Annotated in this window: 22 protein-coding genes and 1 other RNA gene; 10 read left to right on the top strand and 13 right to left on the bottom strand. The window is 55.8% G+C overall.

The genetic code is table 11. The features are described from left to right. Window positions 1-48 precede the first annotated feature (48 nt). The 3 genes from U1140_RS10215 (at window position 49) to U1140_RS10205 (ending at window position 3,198) form a co-directional block, all read left to right on the top strand. Window positions 49-1,374: a Mur ligase family protein gene (locus U1140_RS10215; RefSeq protein ID WP_369847644.1), complete on the top strand. Its 1,326-nt coding sequence runs from the start codon at window positions 49-51 to the stop codon at window positions 1,372-1,374. Window positions 1,375-1,377: 3 nt separating this feature from the next. Continuing rightward, window positions 1,378-2,196, top strand: coding sequence for a type 1 glutamine amidotransferase (locus U1140_RS10210; protein WP_369847643.1), 819 nt, complete (start codon window positions 1,378-1,380; stop codon window positions 2,194-2,196). Window positions 2,197-2,265: 69 nt separating this feature from the next. After that, complete coding sequence (locus U1140_RS10205) at window positions 2,266-3,198, top strand: siderophore-interacting protein (RefSeq protein WP_369847641.1); 933 nt, start codon at window positions 2,266-2,268, stop codon at window positions 3,196-3,198. Window positions 3,199-3,256: 58 nt separating this feature from the next. Here the strand turns inward: U1140_RS10205 and recR are convergent, their stop codons facing one another. The 8 genes from recR to U1140_RS10165 form a co-directional block, all read right to left on the bottom strand. Continuing rightward, window positions 3,257-3,916, bottom strand: a complete 660-nt coding sequence (gene recR / locus U1140_RS10200; RefSeq protein ID WP_369847639.1) for a recombination mediator RecR — start codon at window positions 3,914-3,916, stop codon at window positions 3,257-3,259. Further along, window positions 3,917-4,255, bottom strand: coding sequence for a YbaB/EbfC family nucleoid-associated protein (locus U1140_RS10195; RefSeq protein WP_369847638.1), 339 nt, complete (start codon window positions 4,253-4,255; stop codon window positions 3,917-3,919). Window positions 4,256-4,341: 86 nt separating this feature from the next. After that, window positions 4,342-6,873 carry a DNA polymerase III subunit gamma and tau gene (locus tag U1140_RS10190; protein ID WP_369847636.1) on the bottom strand — a complete coding sequence of 844 codons (2,532 nt, stop codon included), beginning with the start codon at window positions 6,871-6,873 and terminating at the stop codon, window positions 4,342-4,344. An 80-nt stretch (window positions 6,874-6,953) separates the two neighbouring features. Beyond that, a complete protein-coding gene (locus tag U1140_RS10185) occupies window positions 6,954-7,532 on the bottom strand; it encodes a suppressor of fused domain protein (RefSeq protein ID WP_306516457.1) in 579 nt (192 codons plus the stop codon). Continuing rightward, complete coding sequence (locus tag U1140_RS10180) at window positions 7,513-8,781, bottom strand: aspartate aminotransferase type Ic (RefSeq protein ID WP_306516458.1); 1,269 nt, start codon at window positions 8,779-8,781, stop codon at window positions 7,513-7,515. Before U1140_RS10180 ends, U1140_RS10185 begins: the two co-directional genes overlap by 20 nt. A 141-nt stretch (window positions 8,782-8,922) precedes the next feature. Further along, entirely contained in the window at window positions 8,923-9,747 is an 825-nt protein-coding gene (locus U1140_RS10175) for an ABC transporter ATP-binding protein (RefSeq protein WP_369847635.1), read from the bottom strand. Then, the gene (locus tag U1140_RS10170) at window positions 9,740-10,618 is read right to left on the bottom strand and encodes an ABC transporter permease (protein WP_369847634.1); all 879 of its coding nucleotides are present in this window, start codon (window positions 10,616-10,618) and stop codon (window positions 9,740-9,742) included. Before U1140_RS10170 ends, U1140_RS10175 begins: the two co-directional genes overlap by 8 nt. A gap of 9 nt (window positions 10,619-10,627) precedes the next feature. Continuing rightward, complete coding sequence (locus tag U1140_RS10165) at window positions 10,628-11,818, bottom strand: ABC transporter substrate-binding protein (RefSeq protein ID WP_369847633.1); 1,191 nt, start codon at window positions 11,816-11,818, stop codon at window positions 10,628-10,630. Window positions 11,819-12,866: 1,048 nt separating this feature from the next. On the opposite strand from U1140_RS10165, the gene U1140_RS10160 reads away from it, so the two are divergent. Next, window positions 12,867-13,151 (top strand): integrase core domain-containing protein, encoded by a 285-nt coding sequence (locus tag U1140_RS10160; RefSeq protein WP_369847632.1) that lies wholly within the window; start codon window positions 12,867-12,869, stop codon window positions 13,149-13,151. A 458-nt stretch (window positions 13,152-13,609) separates the two neighbouring features. Continuing rightward, window positions 13,610-13,864 carry a DUF6968 family protein gene (locus tag U1140_RS10155; protein WP_369847631.1) on the top strand — a complete coding sequence of 85 codons (255 nt, stop codon included), beginning with the start codon at window positions 13,610-13,612 and terminating at the stop codon, window positions 13,862-13,864. An 83-nt stretch (window positions 13,865-13,947) separates the two neighbouring features. Here U1140_RS10155 and U1140_RS10150 read toward each other — a convergent pair whose 3' ends face one another. From U1140_RS10150 to U1140_RS10140, 3 genes are all read right to left on the bottom strand, one after another. Continuing rightward, the gene (locus U1140_RS10150) at window positions 13,948-14,148 is read right to left on the bottom strand and encodes a hypothetical protein (protein ID WP_369847630.1); all 201 of its coding nucleotides are present in this window, start codon (window positions 14,146-14,148) and stop codon (window positions 13,948-13,950) included. A 484-nt stretch (window positions 14,149-14,632) separates the two neighbouring features. Next, window positions 14,633-15,886 (bottom strand): ABC transporter permease, encoded by a 1,254-nt coding sequence (locus U1140_RS10145; protein ID WP_369847629.1) that lies wholly within the window; start codon window positions 15,884-15,886, stop codon window positions 14,633-14,635. A gap of 45 nt (window positions 15,887-15,931) precedes the next feature. Then, entirely contained in the window at window positions 15,932-16,840 is a 909-nt protein-coding gene (locus U1140_RS10140) for an ABC transporter ATP-binding protein (RefSeq protein WP_369847627.1), read from the bottom strand. Between the two features lie 173 nt (window positions 16,841-17,013). On the opposite strand from U1140_RS10140, the gene U1140_RS10135 reads away from it, so the two are divergent. The 3 genes from U1140_RS10135 to U1140_RS10125 all read left to right on the top strand — a co-directional run bounded on the left by U1140_RS10135 (window position 17,014) and on the right by U1140_RS10125 (window position 18,551). Further along, window positions 17,014-17,265, top strand: a complete 252-nt coding sequence (locus U1140_RS10135; protein ID WP_369847626.1) for a helix-turn-helix transcriptional regulator — start codon at window positions 17,014-17,016, stop codon at window positions 17,263-17,265. A gap of 67 nt (window positions 17,266-17,332) precedes the next feature. Beyond that, on the top strand, window positions 17,333-17,752 hold the full coding sequence (locus U1140_RS10130; RefSeq protein WP_369847624.1) for a hypothetical protein: 420 nt from the start codon (window positions 17,333-17,335) through the stop codon (window positions 17,750-17,752). Between the two features lie 79 nt (window positions 17,753-17,831). Further along, window positions 17,832-18,551, top strand: a complete 720-nt coding sequence (locus U1140_RS10125; RefSeq protein ID WP_369847660.1) for a GOLPH3/VPS74 family protein — start codon at window positions 17,832-17,834, stop codon at window positions 18,549-18,551. A 355-nt stretch (window positions 18,552-18,906) separates the two neighbouring features. Here the strand turns inward: U1140_RS10125 and U1140_RS10120 are convergent, their stop codons facing one another. Then, window positions 18,907-19,722, bottom strand: coding sequence for a hypothetical protein (locus U1140_RS10120; RefSeq protein WP_369847622.1), 816 nt, complete (start codon window positions 19,720-19,722; stop codon window positions 18,907-18,909). Between the two features lie 103 nt (window positions 19,723-19,825). Continuing rightward, window positions 19,826-19,920, bottom strand: an RNA gene (ffs, locus tag U1140_RS10115) — signal recognition particle sRNA small type. Window positions 19,921-20,044: 124 nt separating this feature from the next. Between ffs and U1140_RS10110 the strand changes: the two genes are divergently transcribed. After that, entirely contained in the window at window positions 20,045-21,316 is a 1,272-nt protein-coding gene (locus U1140_RS10110; protein ID WP_369847619.1) for a YibE/F family protein, read from the top strand. 96 nt (window positions 21,317-21,412) lie between these two features. Continuing rightward, on the top strand, window positions 21,413-22,066 hold the full coding sequence (locus tag U1140_RS10105) for an AlbA family DNA-binding domain-containing protein (RefSeq protein WP_369847616.1): 654 nt from the start codon (window positions 21,413-21,415) through the stop codon (window positions 22,064-22,066). Window positions 22,067-22,167 lie beyond the last annotated feature (101 nt).

Here is a 22,167-nt window from a genome sequence, read left to right as displayed (position 1 = left end):
GTCTGCAATCCCACTAGCATCCGAATCTTTTTACTATCCTAGGTGGCTATGAGTAAGTCTTCTGCGTCCATATTCTCGCGCGCTCGCACACGCCTAGCTACCTCGGTAGCGCAGATGGCGACGGTGGCCTCCCGCGCCACCGGTCGCGGTGCGGGCGGCATGATCGGTGGTTTACTTGCCGACAAAATCGACCCGAACGTCATGCACAATCTTGCCGACGAACGCCCGGCGGTGTTGGTCACCGGCACCAACGGCAAGTCCACCACAACGCGCATGCTCGCCGGAGCACTACGCAGCGAATATTCCGTCGCCACGAACGAAGGCGGCGACAACATGGACGCCGGCATCATCTCCGCTCTGTTGGCCGGACGCGATGCTGAAGTGTTGGCTTTGGAAGTCGACGAGCTGCACGTGCCGCAGGTCGCGGACAAAATTAACCCACAGGCTTTGGTGCTGCTGAACCTCTCGCGCGACCAGTTGGATCGCGTCGGGGAAATCAACAAGATTGAGCGCACACTCCGCGCGGCGATCGAAGCGCACCCGGAAATGATGGTCATCGCCAACTGCGATGACGTGCTGATCACCTCGGTTGCCTATGATTCGGACAACGTCGTCTGGGTAGCTGCCGGGGGCGGCTGGCTGGGTGAGTCGACTGCCTGCCCGCGCACCGGTGGGGCGATCGTGCGCGATGGTGAGCACTGGTATGCAGCGAAAAAGCTTGCCGACGGCTCCACGTTTGAACGCCCCACGCCTGATTGGACGATTACCGATGCAGGAATCACGCGGAATTCCGCAGTCGACGCTTCGGCTGCATCGAGCGAAGAGACTGCACACCCGCTGAATCTCGCCCTGCCGGGCCGAGCAAACCGCGGCAATGCCACCCAAGCTATCGCTGCTGCCGTGGAGGCATTCGGTGTCAGCTTTGGTGATGCCCTTCGCGCCACCGAGCGCGTCAATGATGTCGCCGGGCGCTATTCGACGATCACCCGCGGCGATCACGAAATCCGCCTGCTGCTCGCGAAAAACCCAGCCGGTTGGCAAGAAGCACTATCAATGGTTGATCGCGATGCCGAAGGCCTGGTAATCGCAGTCAACGGTCAGGTCGCCGACGGTGAGGATCTTTCCTGGCTGTGGGATGTCACCTTTGAAGATTTCGGCGAACAATCCGTCAAAGCCGCCGGTGAACGCGGCACGGACTTGGCAGTGCGTTTGGTTTATGCCGATATCAGCCACGAACTGATTACAGACCCAGTCAAAGCCATCGATGCGTGCCCTGCTGGTCGTGTCGAAGTGCTGGCAAACTACACCGCATTCCGCGACCTGAAAAAGGCCTTGGAGCGCGGCGAAGCAACAGCAAATTCCAAGGAGGCCTAGCAGATGGCAGCTAACACAGCAGCGAATACGGCACACGACGGCAGCAACGCCGAGCTCAATATCGGTCTGGTGCTTCCGGATGTTCTCGGCACCTACGGCGATGACGGTAACGCCTTGGTGCTGCGCCAGCGTGCGCGCATGCGGGGTATTTCCGCGCAGATCCACCCAATTAAGCTGGGCGAATCCGTACCGCACCAACTCGACGCCTACACCTTAGGCGGTGGCGAAGATAGCGCACAGATTCTTGCGGTCGAGCACTTGCTTGCCGACGGCGGCCTGCACGCCGCAGCCCACGCCGGCGCCCCGATCTTCGCGATTTGCGCTGGTTTCCAGCTGGTCGGCGAGCGGTTCCGGGCTTCCGGCAAAGAAGTCGACGGGCTGGGACTGGTGGATGCTCGCACCGTGACGTTGGATAAGCGCGCGATCGGTGAGGTCGCCTCACAGCCCACCCAAGCTGGTGTGACCCACTCTCTCACTGCCCCGTTGACGGGCTTTGAAAACCACATGGGCGCCAGCCTGCTCGGCCCCGATGCCAGCCCGTTGGGTGCGGTGACCACCGGAATTGGTAACTGTAACGCGGATGCCGCCCGGCGCGGCGCGGCTGAGGGCAACCTCGACGATGCAGATGTAGATGCACAGACCCGGGCAGAAGGCGCTGTGCAAGGTTCGGTGATCGCGACCTACATGCATGGCCCAGCGCTCGCACGCAACCCGCAACTCGCGGACCTGATTCTTGCCCTGGCGATGGGGATAAGCCCTGAAGAGCTGTCTCCGCTGGAGATCCCCGCCATCGAGCAGTTGCGTACCGAGCGGCTGCGCTAGTTTATTGTCATCCGCTTTATTGTCATCCACCAGCTTGCAGTCGTGATTGGGTAGCCTAAACTATAATTCATGGCTGCTGAACATTCCGTATTTCTCGATACCGCACTGACTGACCCGCCCGGCGATGCGCGCCACGAATTCGTACGCTGCCGGGTGCTCGACATTGAGGTGCTTGCCGACGAGCTCCTGCGCCTTCACCTCACCGCCCCCGAATTTGCAGATATGCAGCTCAGCGGGCCGGATGAATTCTTTGGGTTAGTCATGCCCACCGCCGCAGAAAGCTTGGATGGGCTCGAAGCCAAGCTTATCGACGGCGATCGTGCAAACTTACGCGCCACCATCGCTGCCTGCGATGCCGCGTGGCGCCCAGAACTGCGCTGGTATACGTTCTGCTCGCTGGACCAGGAACGTGCCGTGGCCACCTTCGACGTCGCCACGCATGGCAAACGCACGGGCGCAACAGCCGACGCTTCCGCACCGACGGGGGTGGATGAAAACGGGCAACCATTTCCGGCGCCTGGGGTGAATTGGGTTCTCGATGTCGAACCCGGCGCCGAATGCGCTGTCTATACCGCCCGCGGTCTGTGGTTTCACCCTAGCCCGCACCAGTTATTCGTCGCCGATCCCTCGGCACTGCCGTCGGTCTGGGCGATCTTGGATTTTTGCGAACGCTTCCACCCGGAGACCCTGCAGACTTCACGGGTGGTTGCCTTGGCAGAAACCGACGCCGATATTGAAAGCGCAGCACTTGCGCGTTGGGGCGGGCGCGTCGGCGGGTTGGACGTCGTCAAGGGGCCTTATGCCCAGCACCAAGAATTGCTGCGTGCACACATAGAAAAACTAGCCCACCAGGATCCCGGTTTCCGGCCGGAATACGTGTGGGCTAGCGGTGAAGCTGCGCTGGCAAAACAGGCCCGGCAGCTGGGTATAGACGTTTATGGTTTGGATTCGGGCGCGATCCAGTGGTGTGTCTACTGGATCGCTGGCAAACCGCGGCCTTAGCTGGGGGTGGCTGGGCCGCGCTTTAATGCTGGCGGGTGCTAGCTGGTGCTGGCCACTGCTAGCGCACTGAGAGCCTGCCCGACAGCGCGCGCGAGAGCGTGAGCTCGTCGACGAATTCCAAATCCCCGCCCAGTGGCATACCCGAGGCCAAACGGGAGATCTTCAGATCAGGGAAATCCCGCAACAGCCGCACCAGGTACGACGCGGTTGCTTCGCCCTCGGTGTTCGGGTCCATCGCGAGGATGACCTCGTCGATCTGCGGGGTGTCGTCGTAAAGCGGGTTTTCCGGCGTGGAATCTGCCAGCTCACGATCATGCACAACGCCACCGATGCGTTGCAGCAGCTGGCTGATGTTGAGGTCTTTCGGGCCAATATTTGCCAGCGGGTCGAGTGCGCCACCGAGCACGTGGTAGCGGCCAGTGTATTCGCCGGTGCGCTCGATGGATTGGATGTCTTTGGGTTCTTCGACCACGCAGATCATCGAGCGATCACGCCCGGAATCATGGCAGATGCGGCACACGCTTTCGCGGGAGATATTGCAGCAGATGCGGCAAAACGTCACCCCGTCGCGAACACCAGCAAGCGCCTGCTGGAGGCGGTCGATGTCTTCGGGTTCTGTGTGCAGAACGTGGAAGGCAATCCGCTGGGCACTTTTCGGCCCAATCCCAGGCAGGCGCGAGAATTCGTCGATGAGGTCTTGTAAAGGACCTTCGAACACTTACATGCCACCCATGAGGTTGTTGATGTCACCGTCACCCATGCCCTGCGAGAGTGGACCCATCTTTTCTTTCGCCAGCTCGCCGGCCTTGCGGTGGCCATCCTGGAAAGCGCCGAGGATGAGGTCTTGCAAGGTCTCAACGTCATCGGCATCGACGACCTGTGGGTCAATCTTGATGTCGGTGACTTCTGCGCCGCCGGTCATGGTGACTTCTACCAGGCCATTAGCAGCGGTTCCGGTCAGGGAAGTCGCCAGGATTTCCTCCTGCGCCTTCTGCAGGTTCGCCTGCATTTCGGCGGCCTGGCTGATCAGTTGCTGCATATCTTGTGGCTGAGTCATTCTTACTACTCCTTAAAATTTTGGTTGCATTGTCGCTATATCGCGTGCTGGATATCGCGTGCTGACGCCATTTTACCGGCCCTAGTTTACAACGGTCGGGCACCCAATTCTGTCTCCAGTAATTGCCGCGCGGCAGCGTGGATTTGCTCTGGGGAGCGTTCATCGGCGCCACCGGCGTTCTCCGGGTTTGCTGGTTTCTCTGCAGTTTCCGGGTTTGCTGAGTTTGCTGGTTTTGCTGGTGTTTCTGTGGCGGCAGCATTCGCCGCGCTTCCGGCACCTGCGCGGTATTCGCCTCCGCTGGTAGCTGTGCTTGACGACGCCGACCGCTGCTGTGGTCCTCCTTGCACGTCAGGTTGCTGGGTCGACTGTGCCTGTGGTTGCTGGTCCGGCTTCGGTTGTTGTTCGGTTCGCGCGGGTTGCTCAGACTGCGGTGGCTGGGGTGCTGGGGTTGGCTGGTAAGACTGTGGTGGCTGGGGTGCCTGCTCATCAGGCACGCCATCCTCGGATGCCGGCTCCGGTGGCAACGGCACTCCATCACCAAACGTGTCAGCACCAGACTGCGCTGACCGTTGCCGCGCCCGATTTCTCGCTGCGGCAGCAACCTCACGCCAGTCATCGTTTTTTGCCTGCGGCTTTTCGGCGTCTCGTGCAGAGCTTTGCCGTGGGGACGACTGCGGCGGCTGCGGCTGCTGCGATGATTCTCGCCGGACCGATTCTTGCGATGATTCTTGCTGGGCCCATTCCTGCGATGATGAATCTTGCCGGGCCGATTCTTGTTGTGGCGCTTCTTGTTGTGGCGAACTATCTACCGCCTCGTCTTTCGACGGCGTTTTCTGGGGCTGTGTGTTCTTCGTTTGTACGCTCAGCTCAGCAGGAACTTTCGTTCCCACAATGCAGCGGACCTGCACTTTCTTGTCGACGGCAGCGCTCATCGCTTCTGCAATCACCGAGTTGTTGCGCTCAGAGTTGATGCGCTCTGCCAAAGCACCAGTGTTGTGCCCCAAGACAACGGTTCCGTCGTCGTCAACGCCCAAAACCTTCGCCTCGGTGAGCATGACTTCTGCAACCCGGTTCTTCTCCCCGACTTGGGAGCGGATATTGTTCCAGCGGCTGCGGATGATCTCTAACGCATCGGCAGGCTGCGCAGAATGCTCACTTGCTGCAGGCGTCTCCGCTCGTTCGTGCTGAGCAGGCTCTTCAGTCCGCTTCGGGGCCGGACCATGCGAAGGAGTCGACTTCGTCTCTGGCTGGCCAGCGCCCATCGCGTTCACCGCTGCGATTGCGGCGGCAGCACCACGCGGGGCTCCTGCAGGCTGCGCGCTCTTTCTTTCGCCGACACCGGTCTGGCCACGTTGCCCAGCGGTGGTTGCTGCGCCAGCACCGTCTCCCGGTCCTGTTGCCGAACCAGCACCAGCACCCGAACCAGGCCCCGGACCAGCACCAGCACCATTGGAATTTACGACGGCACCAGGGTTCGCACCAGCGCTCTCTGCGGTGCCAGCGCCAGATGCAGAGCCCACGGCATAAGGCCTGGCCAACAGATGCGCACACAGAATCTCTAACAACAGCTGCGGCGAGGTCGCACCACGCATTTGCGGCAAACGCTCATTGACTACATCGGCGTAATGCGTCAGCGCCTCCGGACTAAACCAACCAGCTTGTTCCTGCAAAACCGAAACACGATCCTGTGGGGCGGAAACCAAGCCTTCTTTGAATGCTTCGGGAACGGACTGAATAATCAGCAGATCTCGCAGGCGATCCAGCAGGTCTTCCACGAAGCGCCGTGGTTCGTGACCAGCGTTGATCACGTCATGGACGATGCGGAACAACTCGCCTTTTTCGTCGTTCGCAAGCGCACCGATCACGCGGTCAATCAACGCCAGGTCTGTCACGCCCAACAGCGGAGCAGCCTGCTGGTAAGTCAGCTCGCCATCTTTCGCACCAGCGAGCAGCTGGTCCAACAGCGACAGCGTATCGCGCGGCGAGCCACCACCGGCTTGCATCACCAACGGGTAGACGGCATCTTCTACCTGCACGTTTTCTTCGTCAACCACATGCTGGAGCAGCGACTTCATATCCGGTGGAGTCAGCAGACGGAACGGATAATTGTGGGTACGCGAGCGGATCGTGCCAATAACTTTTTCCGGCTCCGTCGTCGCAAAGATAAAAATGAGGTGCTCCGGCGGTTCTTCGACGATCTTTAGCAAGGCATTGAAACCTTGCTGCGAGATCATATGTGCCTCGTCGATGATGAAGATGCGGTAGCGCGATTCCGCCGGCGCGTAGTGGCCGCGGTCGCGCAGTTCGCGCATGTCTTCCACACCATTGTGTGAAGCCGCGTCGAGTTCGGTGACATCCAAGTTTCCTGGACCACCAGGGGCGAGTGCGCGGCAACTATCGCAGTGCCCGCATGGAGTCGAGGTTGGCCCTTCGACGCAATTCAATGAGCGCGCGAGGATGCGCGCAGAGGAGGTTTTACCGCAACCACGCGGGCCTGAAAACAGGTAGGCGTGATTGATGCGGTGGGCGTCGAGAGCCACTGATAAAGGCTCAGTGACCTGCGATTGTCCGATGACATCAGCAAAACTTGCGGGACGATATTTCCGGTAAAGAGCCACGCCACCACTTTACCGATATCCACCGCTGCCCCAACAGAAAACAGCGCAGAAACAAAACGACAACAAAAACGGCGCAGGATTTACCGTCCCCAGTCGCCTGGATCAATGCCTTCAGTAGACAATTTGTCCTGCAGCTTGTCGACGCCATGATCCACGGCGAATTCGTACTCTGCATCGGTGAGCATGATCAGCTGGCAAATCAGCGTGATCCGGTCGTCTTCTTCCAAGCGTGGCGTCTTGCCAGACCACAAATACGGCACGGCCAATAGCCCGTGGCGCACGGTGAGATGATCCTGACCCAGCTCAGCGAATTTCTGGCCAATATCCGGCAGCAGCACACCCGGCCGCGCTGGCAGCACACCGCCTGCCGAACGCAGCAGTTCTGCAGCCGCCAAAACGGCTGTCGCAATGGCGGGCTGTTCGGCTTGCGCCACGGCGAGCAGCTCGCAACGCACGGACTGGCCGGATTCGTCACTGGTCAGCCCGGTATCAACCGCGCCAAAATTGGCGGTCGCTGCCAGCGCTTGTTGCTCGTCTATCTGTGCGCTGGCAATACGCCACTCATCGAGCTTGCGGAATTCCAGCTTGGCCGGGATGAGTTGGCTGAGCCAATAGCCGGTTTCTTCGAATTGCAGGGGCTTAAGCCTCCTTCTTCTCAATCGCAGCCAGCAGCACGCAGGTGGCCACACCATCCATGGCGACAGCGACCTCATCGGCGGTAGGCATCGATGGTGCCAGGCGGATATTCCGGTTGTGCGGGTCTTTGCCGTACGGGAAGGAAGCACCGGCCTTGGTTAATTCAATTCCGGCTTCTTTCGCCAGCTCCCACACGCGTGTCGCGGTGCCATCGATGACGTTGAGGTCAATGAAGTAACCGCCTTCTGGGTGCGACCAACTAGCGACGTCATATCCGCCCAGTTTCTTTTCCAACAGATCCAGGACAGCGTCGAACTTCGGTGCCAATGATCCGGAGTGCTTGCGCATCAGCGCTTTCAGGCCTTCTTCGTCTCCGAAGAAACGCGCGTGCGCCAGTTGGTTGACCTTGTTTGGGCCGATGCCGCGGGCGCTGGCGATGGAAGAATACCACGCGATGTTTTCTTCCGAGGAGGTGAAAAAGCCTACGCCCGAGCCGGCATGCGTGACCTTGGACGACGACGACATTTCCCAGAAGCGATTCGGGTTGCCAGCGGCTGCCGCCATTTCATGCACGTTGTAGTTTTCCGGGAATTCGTTGGTCAGCGTATGCAGCGCATACGCGTTATCCCACACTATGCGGAAATCTGGCGCGGCAGTGTCCATGGCAGCCAGCTTTTCGCAGACTTCCTTGGAGAAGATCGCTCCGGTTGGGTTGGAGAACACCGGCACGGCCCACATGCCCTTCACCTGCGGGTCTTGGGCCAGCTTTTCCACGGCATCCATATCCGGACCGTCGTCAAGCATAGGAACGGATACCATCTCGATGCCGAGTTTTTCGGTGATGGTGAAGTGGCGGTCGTAACCCGGCACCGGGCAGATCCAGCGGACCTTTTCTTCTTGGCTCCACGGGCGTACAGAATCGTTGTTGCCGAAGGTGTACGACCACAACAGCAGGTCAAAAGTAATGTTCAGCGAGGAAGAATCACCGGCGATGGTGTTGTCCACCGAACGTCCCAGGGCATTCGCCCAGATTTCGCGCAGCTGCTTAATTCCCAGCAATCCGCCGTAGTTGCGCACGTCGACGCCGTCGGCATCAATCGGGTCATCGCCAGGCAAGCTAAGTAGATCGTGGGAGAAATCGAGCTGTTCGTTCGACGGTTTACCGCGCGTCAGGTTCAGGTTCAGGTTTTTCGCCTGCAAGTCCTGGTAATCCTTGCGGACCTGCTGGGCTAGTTCGTTGAATTGCTCAGTATCTAAGTCGAGGAGTGACATTGGGGTACTCGCCTACCTTCCATTACATCTATGCTGCTTGCCATGGTAGCGAGTTTGTGTGAGATCTGTGTTGGCTACCCAAAACTGAATGGCGATGCGGCAACGTGATCGTGTCCCATCCATCACAATCCGCCACTGCCACTAATCATGCTCCAACAATGACAACAGGTGGTGGCGCAGCTCATTTTTGCGCTTGACGACGGCTGGGTCCGCATCACCGGTACGTGGGCGGGCAAGACCAACCCGTAAATCCTCCACGATGGTTGCCTCTGGCCCCGGCGACATGACCAAGATGCGATCAGACAGCAGGATCGCTTCGTCAACATCGTGGGTCACCATTACCACCGTGCGTCGGTTTTCTTCCCAAACTCTGAGCAGCAAGGTCTGTAATTGTCTCCGGGTCAGCGCATCCAACGCACCAAAGGGTTCATCCAACAGCAAAATATCCGAACCAATGGCAAAAGCGCGCGCCAACCCCACCCGTTGTTGCATGCCACCGGACAATCGTGCTGGACGACGATCAGCCGCATGGCCCAAACTGACTTCATCCAGGAATTCCTGCGTGATTGTTTTCCGCTGGGCTTTCGACAAATCCGGCCGTGCAGAGCGCAGCCCGAATTCGATATTGCCGCGTGCTGTCATCCATGGCAGTAGGGCGTGATTTTGAAAAACCACGCCTCGGTCTGGGCCCGGGCCGGTGATCACCTCGTCTCGGGCACGCACCTCGCCTGTCGACGGCGTCGCCAAGCCAGCAATCATGTTCAGCATCGTGGATTTGCCTGAGCCGGAAGGCCCAAGCAAGGAGACAAACTCGCCTTCCTGAATAGATACGGAAGTCTCGCCGATGATCGTCGTCGGCCCGTAGCTTTTTGTAATACTTTTAAATTCGATATGCGCGGTGCCAGTACCACTGGTGTTAGGCGCATCGACGGTATTTGGCACCGTATCGGTTGAGGTATTAGTCATAACGCACCACTTTCTGCAATGAAGCAACCAGGTAATCCAGGGCCAAGCCGATGGCACCGATGAGAACGATGACCACAACGATGGCATCAATGTCCAGGCGGTTCCACATATTCCACACGAAAAAGCCGACGCCTTGCCCGCCGACAAGCATCTCCGCTGCCACAATCACCAGCCACGCGGTGGACAGTGATTGGCGCATGCCCGTGATGATGCCGGGCAGCGCGGCAGGCCCGATGATGTAAAGGAGCCGGTCCACACGGCTGGTGCCCAATGTGGCTCCGAGGTTTTTGTACGACGGGTGCACGCCACGTACGGCTTCAATGGTGTTGAGCAGGGTAGGCCACAAAGCGGAGAGAATAATGACGAAGACCGCGGTATTTTCCGCATCGCGCAGCAGCGCAAGCCCCAACGGCAGCCACGCCAGCGGGGATACCGGCCGCAGAATTTGCACAAAGGGGTCCGTCGCCCGGCGGAAGGTGGTGGACGATCCTAACCAAAAGCCCAGCGGAATGGCGATGAGCATCGCGATGATAAAACCGAGCAACACACGGCGCAGGGATGCCACCATGTGCCAGAAAATGCCGACGGAGGCTGGACCATCCCGGTAAAAAGGATCAGCCAGGATTTCAGCACCGCGGCTGAGAGTGCGGGCAGGCGTCGGCGCGATATCCGACAGCCACCCCGCAGCCGCTATTAATTGCCATACCAGAAGGAAAGCGAAAAACAGGCCGACGCCGAGGGCAACGGGTTTCCACGGGCCGGGCTTTTTCTTTGGCAGCGTTCGGCCGGTGGAAGTCCGGCTAGCGGACGCTTGGCTGGTAGACGTTCGGCCAGCGGAAGTTCGAGTAGTAGGCGTGTGAGTTTTAGACATAGTGGGTCCTTAGCGCTGGTATCCAGCCGTGGGCTTTAGCGGATCAAATATCCGGCCATTGATTTCAACCGGGGCCGTGCTGCGGTCTGCCTCAGGCGGCAAGACTGATGCTGTGGCTGCCAAGAGCACGTCGTCGTCCATCGTCAAGGCCGTGCCGCCGAGGTCCCAGCGCGCGATTTGCGCAGCCATCCAGGTAATCGCGGTAGCCGAAGTTTGTCCGCCGAAATTGATCATGTCCGGATCCACCACATCGTTACCGTCCCAGGTGGTATAGGATCCGGCCAAAGCAGGCGAGATCAATTCCTCTTTCTGGTTCAGATATTTTTCTTCTGCCAACATCGACGCTGATTCGTGTACGTGATGCGGGCTGTCGACAAATTGGGCACCTTCCCGCAGAGCCGCGACCACACGATCACGCACCCCGCGGTCAATTTCTTTAGCTATAGCAACCGAGCAGCAGGGGTGGTTCTCCCACATCTGCCGGGTGGGAATAAACGCGCGGCCCGATCCCGTGGTCAAAGCTCTTTGGTTGAACGGTTCGGGGCCAATAAAACCGTCGACGGCACCGACCGCCAATTGCGCCACCATGTCCGGTGGCCGCAAGAGCCGCAATTCCACATCAGAAACCGGGTCGAGGCCACCGGCGACCAAATAATCGCGCAGGAGCAATGCATGCACCGAATATTCAAAGGGGATTCCTAGCACCATTCCTGCAAGATCTGTCGGTTGCGAGACCGCACCCAGGTGAGAGGTAGACAAGGTTAACGCTTGGCCATTGGTGTTTTGGGTAAAAGCCAATTCTGTGGGCCGGGACGCGTTCGTCGCACCAGCATCAATTGCCAGTGGCATTGGTGAGAGCATGTGCGCAACGTCGAGGGTTCCGGTTGCGTATGCCGTCCAGAGGTCAGCCCACCCGGCGTATTTTCGTAATTTTACGTGGAGTCCCTGTTTTTCAAATGCGCCGAGCGCGTCCGCTACAACCAGTGGTGAGGCACACGCAATGGGCACAAAACCGATGACCAGTTCTTCCTGGAAAGCAGAACTAGCAGAAGGTGCGGGCCCGGAAGCACTTGTTTGCGGCTGTCGTGTTTGTGACTGTGTAGAACAAGCAGAAAGCATGCCGCCTCCCAGGGCAACCCCACCCATGGCTGCTGCTGTGCGCAGCAACTGTCGCCGGGAGAGAATGCGGTTATAGACCATGCGTTCTTCCTTAAATAGACCAATCAGTTCAGCAAGGGCTCAAACTTAAGCCGGAACACAAGGCAGAGTCAATTTCTACATTCACGGCCACACAACGGGTATTGAGCACAAGTGCAGGTACGTAACTTTTCAGTCCATATGGTAACGCTGCGTCAGCTACGGAAGATTGATAGACAAGTTTGTCTATCAGGTGCCGAGTTGGCAAAGCCCCAAGGATCCGGACCCAGGCCCAGCACGGGAAGGGTTATGCGACAAAAAGGGATGCGGGCGAAATCTTGCAGGATTTTCCGCATGACTTGGATTCGAGGCATGGTTCCTTACGGGCTTTCGGAGTATGCACCAGCGGTGGTTGCGGTTTCGCGCGGTGCCGGAAGCTTTGTTGGTCCGCTGACTCTCGCTTCGCCCCCCCTTTAACCGTCTTCCTTATCCCGGAGAAACCGCTTTTCGCCGTCCTTTCGATGCCTTGGGTTGGCAGATTGTGCGTTTTTTGCAAATAGTGACTAAAAAAGGCCATTTTCAGTGGGTCTATTTGCAAAAAACGCACAATGGCTGAGTTGAGTGGCCAAGCCTCAGGGCCGCGGAGTCCACATACCCGTTATCCACGAGTGATTGGCAGTGAGCGCGGCTTGTATCGACAAGTCTTCTGCCGGGATATAGTCATCGACAACGCGGGGCAGGTTGTCTTTAGCTCGCGGTCACATTTCTTTGGCGTAATTGAAGAGATGCCCATCTACTCAAACGGAACAAAACTGGGACGCTTCACTTGATTTTTCGCCATGGATCTATACTCTCTTTTAGTGAGAGGGCAGGTGACATAAGTGGCATACTGAACCCCATATAGAAGGCACTCTCGTCCGAACACCAGGCCTAGCCTGAAGCATCGCGGCGGGGGTGTTTTCGCGTTGAAATGCACCAATGAGAGAACCGGGGGTTAAACGACAAAAATGTGTCTGACCGGCGTGTCGCCAATTCCCTAGATTTGGCCTTTCCGGATACCGATTGAGTGTGTGTATTCAATATCGATACCCTGGTCGAACGGGCTTTGCGGATGGCGTATACGCTGCGCGGTGACGTTGCTAATGGCCTGGTGTTTCGCACTGACCGCAAAACGCAATTTACCAGCGAGAAGCTTTGGGAGTTGTGCCGCAACCTGGGCATTGCCCAGTCTGTGGGGCGTAGTGGCGTGTGCTTCAATAATGCGATGGCCGAGTCATTCTGGTCGAGGCTTGAAACCGAGTTCTACGACCGTAAGTGCTGGCCAACCCGTGATGCCGCACGCAAGGCCGTTGCCTACTGGATTGAAGTCGTCTACAACCGTCGACGTCGGCACTGAAGCACTCGGTATGGCAAGCCCTGTCAACTTCGAGAACCACATTGGTTTAACCACCAGCAGAAAAGAAATAGCTGCCTAACCACTAGGTAGCTCCACTACGTGTCCACGATTTGCGGGCAACCCCAGCATTTCATTTTCCTTATGCAGGTTGGGAACCTACCCACAAACCATTAGACACTCTCGCGACTGTGGTCGAAAGCGCTATAATACCTATCATCCTCATTCGAGCCTGGGGTTTAGCCCGCCGACTGAGTACGCCAACCAATGGAACCAAACCCGGGAAGGCACTCACACCGCCTGATTCTAAAAACCAGCCCGGCTCACATCCCACAACTAGAACGAACCGAGATGTCCAAACACCTCTCCACTAAAAAACTAATCTTCAGCGCCGCAGTCGTCGGCTCTCTCATCAGCAGTATGGGATCTGCCGCAGCCGTTCAATACGCAAACTGTCGCCGATGAGCGAGCATAGGGTCATCGCCCAAAGAACCTACCGCGATGATGAAGGAGAATTCACCGTGGGGCTACGCGCCCCCTACCAAGATGGAAACGATTGGATCTGTGAAATCTTCACAGAAGGCCTGGACGCCGGAAACCTGCCAGTCGGCGGCATAGACGCACTACAATCCATCAGATTGGCGGTGGATATGATCGACGCTCTGATCAAAACCCGCCCCGCAGCCGAAGCATACGGCATAACCGACCGCTTCTAGCGGATTCAGCTAAATTCAGGATCCGCCACCCCTTGCTGGCTTTGTGCCCCTCTAGCAAGGGGGGCATCAACTACTCCAAATCCTCATGGATCTGCACAGGCACCGGAGACCCTTCGGTAGGGAACATCCGTCTCCACCGGATAAGCAGCCATGATCTTGTCCGTGAACCCCAGCCAATCCGGCCCACGAGCAAACTCCTGATTAGATCTCGACGTTGCCTTCGTCTCCAGCCATCCAAACACCACCGTGACCACCGCACCAGCGTGCCCAGAATCGTGTTCCATCAATGTTCCATTTCAGCGCGCTGCAGATGCCTGTACCCTAGCTCCAGGAATGTTACAAAGCTGGTGATATTATCAGGCAGTCGTAATATTATTACCCGCTTTTTAACATCCCGATGGCCTCGCCGGGCGCTGCACTACTCGGGCTGAAGCGTCCGCAAACGAGAAAAGACCCCCGCCTTGAACTGAACTGCTCCCTATAAGTTGGACTGGGGTTGCCCGCAAATCGTGGACCCACTGTAGAGCTACCTAGTGGTCATTGCGGTGACTGTTTCGCTTCGGATTCAATTTGTTCAGGCACATCTGCATCGGCAGCAAGATCACTATCGCGAGTATTAATCCCAGCCACCATGGAAAAGAAGTCACGAAGACAAGGACAAGGAGCACAACCATGATAATCACGCTGATAGCAGTGAGAATCGATCGTGTGGTAGAAGTATTCACAACATTCACCCTTTTGTTCTAGTGTGGCATCGGCCAGAGGAAATTATGTGGAGAAGAGTGCTTCTCGTACGGAGACAGTAGTACCACTACGCAAGACTGAGTTGGAGTAGATCCGCCCTGCCAATGCGATCGACGCTGCCAGCGTCAGCAAAGCTACCACTAGGCTAACCAATAACTGCCATGGTGCAACATCACTGACGGTGGCAAAGACCGGCATTGCGAAAATATTGGTCACCGGTGCATAGGCTAAAATCTCTAGCGCTATGGTATTCGGGCTCTCAAGAGCCAGAAATACAACCGCGGCGAACGGTAGCATCAAGAGTAAATAGACTGGCTGAGTGGCGGTAGAGACGTCATCTGGGTGGTCTACACGGGCAGACATAGCAGCCATAAATGAGGATAGCAGCGGTACGCCAATAAAAATACTGGACGCGCCTATGACGGCCGATTCAATTGGGACTCCCCCAAATGGGATCCCGTCTCCGAAAAATTCTAGGCCCGCCCAAGTGCCGAGAATAACCGCAGCAGCCTGGAGGATTCCTATAATCGTGATTGTAAGGATCTTCCCTGCCAGTAGCTGCCACGACCGCAACGTCGCCAGCAAAATTTCGACTACACGAGTTGTTTTTTCTTGAACAACATCATTGGCCATGGTCGAACCCCATAACATCACGATCAAAACTATGATCATTCCGATACCCAGAGGGAAAAATAGCGTTGCGATATCAACAACGTCTTGTTCGAGAGTAACCGGGGTGACAGTAGCTCTAGAGACAGCCTCTGTTAGCTGGCCTGAGGTGGCGCCAGCTTCAACAGCAGATGAAGCTAGCGCATGGGTTGTTAGCTGTGTCTGCAATAACTCCAGCGCCCTCGGGTCTACTGCCTCCGAACTGACCAGTGACCAACTGCCATTAGCAGCGGGGACCAGGTAAGCGTCAACTTCGCCGTTAATAACGAGATTTTCAGCTTCATCATTATTCGCTACTTCGCGTAGCGACCACGCGCTTTGAGTACCATCCTTAAGAATCTTCATCAATCCATTCGATTCCGGTGGAATCGCAATGACAGAGGTCTGATCATCTCCTAGATTGAACACAGCCGGGGTAAAAAAAGCGATTGCTGCGAATACAATGGTACTCCATAGGTACCCCGGGGTTAATAGTTTGGCTTTCAGTTCTCGGCGCAGGACCGCGACGAGCGCAGCCCAGCGGCTAGTGCCAATGGTACGCAACAGCTTGGGGCGCTGATGATAGGAGCCTTCAGACTGTTGTAAGGAATGGGGTTCTAATGGTGACATTGTGTTTCTTTCAAGCGTGGTGAGACTGTTTGTCGGTGGAATGGACTACTCTGAATGCGAGGTTGATTTGATGGTTGGCAAGTCCACCCTGCCGGACATAGCCGTTGCATAAATCTCGGTCAATGACGGCATCCACCGGTAGAAAGCAGCAAGATCACCGTTCTCACGGATAACATCTACGATGATTTGTTCGTCAAAATGATCAGGAACCTTGAGGCGAGTGCGGGTACCCTGCTTTGCTGAGATCGACAGGTATTCAGCTTGTTCGCCGAGGGCCTGCCGTAATTGTGGTAGCCAAATGGCACGGGCGACGGGGGTCTCGATGACGTATTGCCGGTCAACCGCGCTGCCTAGTTCCTCATAAGTACCCTCTGCAATGATGTGCCCGTCGCGCAAGATACCAATTCTGTCGCATAGTTTTTCAACCAGTTCGAGCTGGTGGCTTGAGAAGACAACTGGAATGCCCCGATCGGCTTCCTCACGAAGAATGTCTACAATGACCTCCACGGCGCTTGGGTCCAACCCCGAGAAGGGCTCATCCAAAATGAGAGCGGTTGGTTCATGTATAAGAGCAGCAGCCAGCTGAACACGCTGCTGATTACCGAGACTCAATGCCTCCAGTAGACTTCCGGAGCGCTCTGACAAGCCTAAACGGTGGAGCCAATAGGCTGCGGCGTCGCGGGCCGAACGGGCAGTGACACCGTGGATAACACCAAAGTATGTCAGCTGATCAATCAACGTCATCTTTGGATAGAGGCCGCGTTCTTCGGGCATGTATCCGATTTTCGAGCGGACACGATCATCGATGGGATCTCCATTTAGTGTGACCGTACCGGAATCTGCTTCGGCGATACCAAGCATAATACGCATAGAAGTGGTCTTACCAGCGCCGTTACCACCGACGTATCCGTACAGCTCACCTGGAGCAACCTTGAGACTGACTTCATGGAGCACTCGCCGGGATCCATAGCTTTTACTGATATTACAAAGATGAAGCATGGAGCTTCCCTTTCGTGTGAAGTTACCTGTACGAATATATAACGAATCGTTGTATATACACAATATTTAAGCGTAGATTGACAACAGATATATCGTTCACGACAGAACGAAGCGGTAATATTGTGGATATGCGAAGAAAGAAGAGGGAGGTACGCCCACTTTATAATCGGATCCGTGTATTGCGGACCGGCATGGGACTGTCTCGCCAAAGCTTAGCCAACAAGGTGGACGTTAATCACCAGACTATTGGCGCATTGGAGCGGGCAGAACATAATCCGTCACTCGATCTAGCAATGGCCATTAGTCAGGTGTTCGATCTCCCGGTTGAAGCAGTCTTCAGCAGGAAGCCGTTTGTCTATTCGTCGGATGATTTCAAGTAAAAACTCCGTGGCTGGTTAGCTTTACGGAAACCATCAAGGTCACTAGATCTGAAAGGATCTCGAGAGAATGAAAACAAGGAAAAGAGTAGCAATCGGTGCCGCAATAACAGCTTGGGTCATGCTCATCGGTGAAACTCTGCAGCTAGAATTCGGGTCGATAACCTGGTGGGTGTCATTGGTCGTGTTCATCCTTTGCTGGCTGCTTGTCCGTTTTGTCACCCGAGATATCGCTGAAACTCATTCAAAATATCTGGATGAGTATGAACATAGTCTCAAGATACGGGCAGTTAACTTTGGGTACTGGACCGCGATTGGCTTTGGCATTGTACTTATGATCTTCCTTGCAATTGTTGGCCAGTCCAACGGAGCCTGGGCTCACAGCATGCTTCAGTCTGTATGGCAGCTCATCCTAGGCGCGTATCTGATAATTGCCGCAACACCGACCTTATGGCTGGGGTGGACAACGCAGACACCATCCCAAAGATAGCCTTCGCCCTAGATCATCTGAAGTGTCCCAGGTTTTGATCCGTTTAAGTTCGGCTAACCAGTAGCCAACTCTCGAACCTATTTGTCCCCACAATGATTTAGATAAGGATTTAGCCATTCTCATCTCAGAACAACTCTTTCTCCTATTTACCCGCGACAGCGGTTGGGCCAAGGCCGGTATTTCCAACCAAGACGTGGCTCTATCCGCTGGGCTATTCAGTGACCTCGTTTTTGCTGGGGTCATCGAGCTCGAAGAATCCAATAATTCTCAAAACCCGGCTGTTCGCACGATCGATCCAGCCCCTTCCACCGACAAGCATCCAGAATTGATCGTCGCTGGATACAAAAATATAACGGAGAACCCGAATATTACAGTGGACAAGCTTCTGCACGCCTCCTGGTTTGCTCAGAAGAATGAAATTGCTTCTGCCCTCGAAAATCGAGGAATCATTACCCTCGATCAAGGGAAGTTCCTAGGTGCCGAATGGGAAAAGTTTCCCACTATTGACAGCCAACCGGAAGAAGAACTCCGCAATCGTCTTGGCAAGATAATTAAAGGAGAAGCCGAGGCAAACATTCAAGACGCCGTGACTCTCATTATCCTAGGTGAAGTTGGCAACATCAAGGTAGAACTGCGCAAAGTACTCAATGACGTTAGTTTTCGTGACGTCAGCGCGCGTATGCGCAAGCTAGGAGATCAGCACCTCGAACACTCTAGTGAATACGCAATCAAAGCTGTTCGGCAGGCCGTAAATTCCATGGTTTCCGTGCTTTCAGGCAGCGCATTCTTTATGTCCTAGAGCGTGTCAACCGTACCTTATCTACGCTCCAGCAGACAAAGCCTGGGTTCTATCAAGACCGTAACAATTAAAACGAAAATGCCTAGTCTAGCGATTTCACACAGCCCAAATTTTCGGAAACCCGCCATAGCCTGGTAAATCATCCAAACACCAGGCAACGCGAATAGAACTCCTGTTGCTGCGACTATCTTTGCCCGCGATAAATTTCCATATTTAGGTTCGTATGTAACCGGGAAAATTGCAGTGCCAACCACAGGCACCAAAAGGGGATAGAACTAACCACTAGGTAGCTCCATTACGTATCCACGGTGTGCGGGCAACCACACCAGTGATGGTGAGTTCTTGCGTTAATTTCTCACATGGTGTGTGACTGCCACGCCTCAGCAACCGAATCAAGGAAAGAATTTCTGTCGTCGCAGTAAATTTCGACTGCAGTCACATCGACCCGTCCTTTGTGCAGGTCTTCCGCCGAGACCGGTGGTTCCATCTCAAGTCTGACGTTAACTTCGCTCAGAACCGGGAGCCTGACTTCTCCGTCTTCATTGATAATGACGTCACCGCCCTGCCCAGGACCAGCCTTTTTCGCCCGCGCCAAGTTTTCCCATGGAATCTCACACACGAATCTGTGGCCGCGTCGGATTTCTAAGCCCCGCGGTGTAAGAAGATGCGGATTGACCTTAATAGAGGTGTAAAACCCGATTAATAATAAGAGTGCGTAGATGCTCAGCACCAGCAGCAGAATGCGCCAAAATTGGCTGGGCACAGCCAGGTGTATGACAGTGATTTCAACGATGACTAGACCGACGATTACGGTAACCACGGTTCGTAGGTTCTTGTACCCTGGGTGGGCGTCGGCACCGGCAGTGGAAGAAGACCGTGTAAAAATTTTAGTGAGCGACCACAGCGAACTGATCTCCGAAACCAGCAAAGCCAGCACCAATCTAGGAACCCCGAAACGCTCGGCAGTGTCAGAGAGGGAGAGCGACCAAGATCCTTTCTTTCGCCGATCCATAGCCATCCCAGCAAACAACAGCAGGAAAGCTACGACGATGACTGAGATAGGGGCTAAGACCCACCAGCCAGAAAGTGACGACGACGTCGCCGAGAGGATTACCACTGCGATTTCGGAAATAATTCCGAGAACCAGCAGCGTTCTAAATATGGCTTTCATTTATTTTTCTCTCGTCACTACTCGGGCGCACGACTTTGGCGTTTCATCCTGCCTTTGTCACAACGCCTTTGTCACAGCCCCGAAACCTTACAAAGCAGGTAACAAAAACGGACCCCGCGCACCCGCCAGAGCCTCCGTACCCTTGCTGCATTCCTGCCCTGGGGGAGTTGAGAGGATGAACGCCACGCGAGATCCTGCAGACAAACCTACCACATGGCCACCGCTGTGGTCTAACCTCGCAGCATCCCGGCAACATACACTGAACCAATATTCTGCCACCGGTTTTTTAGGCAACACTGCACGCAGGCGATATTCTTAGCCCATGGGTCGCCATCACCGCACTAGCTCGTCGCAGTCCGAACATCAGCCATCCGGTCGCAACCTCAGCGCCATCAAAACCTGGACGTGGCCTCAGCGCGTGCTCGCAGCCGGACTAATCCTCGCGGCCGCGGCGACGATCATTGGGTTTATCATCCAGTGGCCGCCCAATGAAGAGCCCCCGGTCAGTGAGCAATTCGAGCAAACCTCGTCACTTTCCGGTGAGCTTGTCGACGGCACCGTCGCCATCGTCCAGCCCGGCATGTGCGGTTCCCCGTCGAATGGCCAGGTCTTTGACACTTCCCCGCAAACCAACCCAGAGGCGCCACACGATTGCACCCACGCGATTATCGACTTAACTTCCGGCGAACATGAAGGCCAACGTACCCTGCTGGAGATCCACCCAGAAATCCCGGGCAATCCGCAATTGGAAGAGGGCGACAAGATCGCTCTTTCCAAGCACGACGCCGGCAGCTATGGTTTTCAAGATTTCCAACGCAGCACCACTATGTGGCTCTGGCTGGCAGCAGCGGCCATCCTGATCATCGCGGTTGGCGCCTGGCGCGGCCTACGCGCGGTATTCGGCCTGGTCATCACCCTGGCTGTGATCGCGGCGTTTCTTATTCCCGGGCTCATCCACGGTGGTTCCGCTATTCTGCTCGCCCTCACCTGCGGCGCCGCGGTGCTGTTCTTGGTGCTGTTTTTAGTGCATGGTTTCAGCTGGAAAACCGCTAGTGCCATGGGCGGAACGCTGTTGGCATTGTGCCTATCCGTGGGCTTGTCGACGCTTGCGGTGGCCACTGCCGGCATCCGCGGGCTGGGCGATGAAAACAATTTGAATATCCTGATCTACCTGCCGGGAGTCAGCATTTCCGGGTTGATGCTCGCAGGCATGATCATTGGCGCGCTCGGGGTTCTGAACGACGTCACTATCGCGCAAGCCTCCACCGTCAACGAAATGCGCGAACTGGAACCCGGCGCGAAACCCCTACGCTTGTTCGCTGGTGCCATGCGCGTCGGCCGTGACCATATTGCCTCAATGGTATACACGCTGGTTTTAAGCTATACGGGTGTGGCCTTGCCGACGCTGTTGCTGCTGAGTATTTCTGGTCGTCCGCTGGGGCAGATTCTCAGCAGTGACATCATGGCGACGGAAATACTGCGGTCGGTTACCGGAGCGATTGCGCTGGTCTTGGCGGTTCCACTCACCACCGCCATTGCTGCTTTGACTGTACGCGCCCCTGCCGCCGTTGATGCTGCCCCGCGGGAAGCATAAATTAGCTGCCGACATACAACATACGACACCAAACATAAGACATAGTGTCGTATGTGTAGTATGTTTATCATGAACCACACTTAAGGGGTTTGTTTCATGATTGACATCAACGCTATTCACGCGACAATCGCATCACTACGAGAGCTCGGAACAGACACACAAGACGTCGAAGTTAAAGCTGCATTCGGGGGCTTGCCCAAAGAGTTACCGGAAACTATTTCCGCATTCGCTAATGGCAATGGCGGTTTACTCATCCTTGGGCTCGACGAGAATAATAATTTCACTACCTCGGAAAAATTCGATGCCCAGGCCATCACCGACGGCCTACAAAATACGGCCGCCACCAAGGTCTATCCGGCAATTCGTCCGTTATTCATTGAGACTATCCCTATCGACGGTCATTCCATTGTCGTCGCACAAATTCCCGCTATTGCAGACTACGACAAACCCGCGTACGTCACGAATAAGGGAATGTACCGTGGATCATATATTCGTACCGCTGATGGCGACCACTTGTTGCAGCGCTATGAAATTGACCGGCTATTGGAACAATCTCATCAGCCGTCGTGGGATTTGGAGATTGTGCACCGCGCAAGCCTGGATGATCTTGACGACGAGCTCACGAACCGCATCATTGCGCGCGAGAAAGAAATTCACCCACGAATTTTCGGTAAAGCTAGTACGTTGCAGGCCATGCACCGGCTCAACATCATAGCCACTGATGTGAAGTGTACTGGGTTTTGTTCCTAGGCATTTACCCTATTTTCCATTATTTCCCGAGACTCATCTTGTTCCCAAAACGCGTCTTCAACCTCAACCGGGGTTCGGTACCCCAAGCTCTGGTGGAGCCT

The sequence above is a fragment of the Corynebacterium drakensteinense genome, from assembly GCF_041224285.1.
Classification (GTDB): Bacteria; Actinomycetota; Actinomycetes; order Mycobacteriales; family Mycobacteriaceae; genus Corynebacterium.
This window is presented reverse-complemented; position numbering and strand designations above follow the sequence as displayed.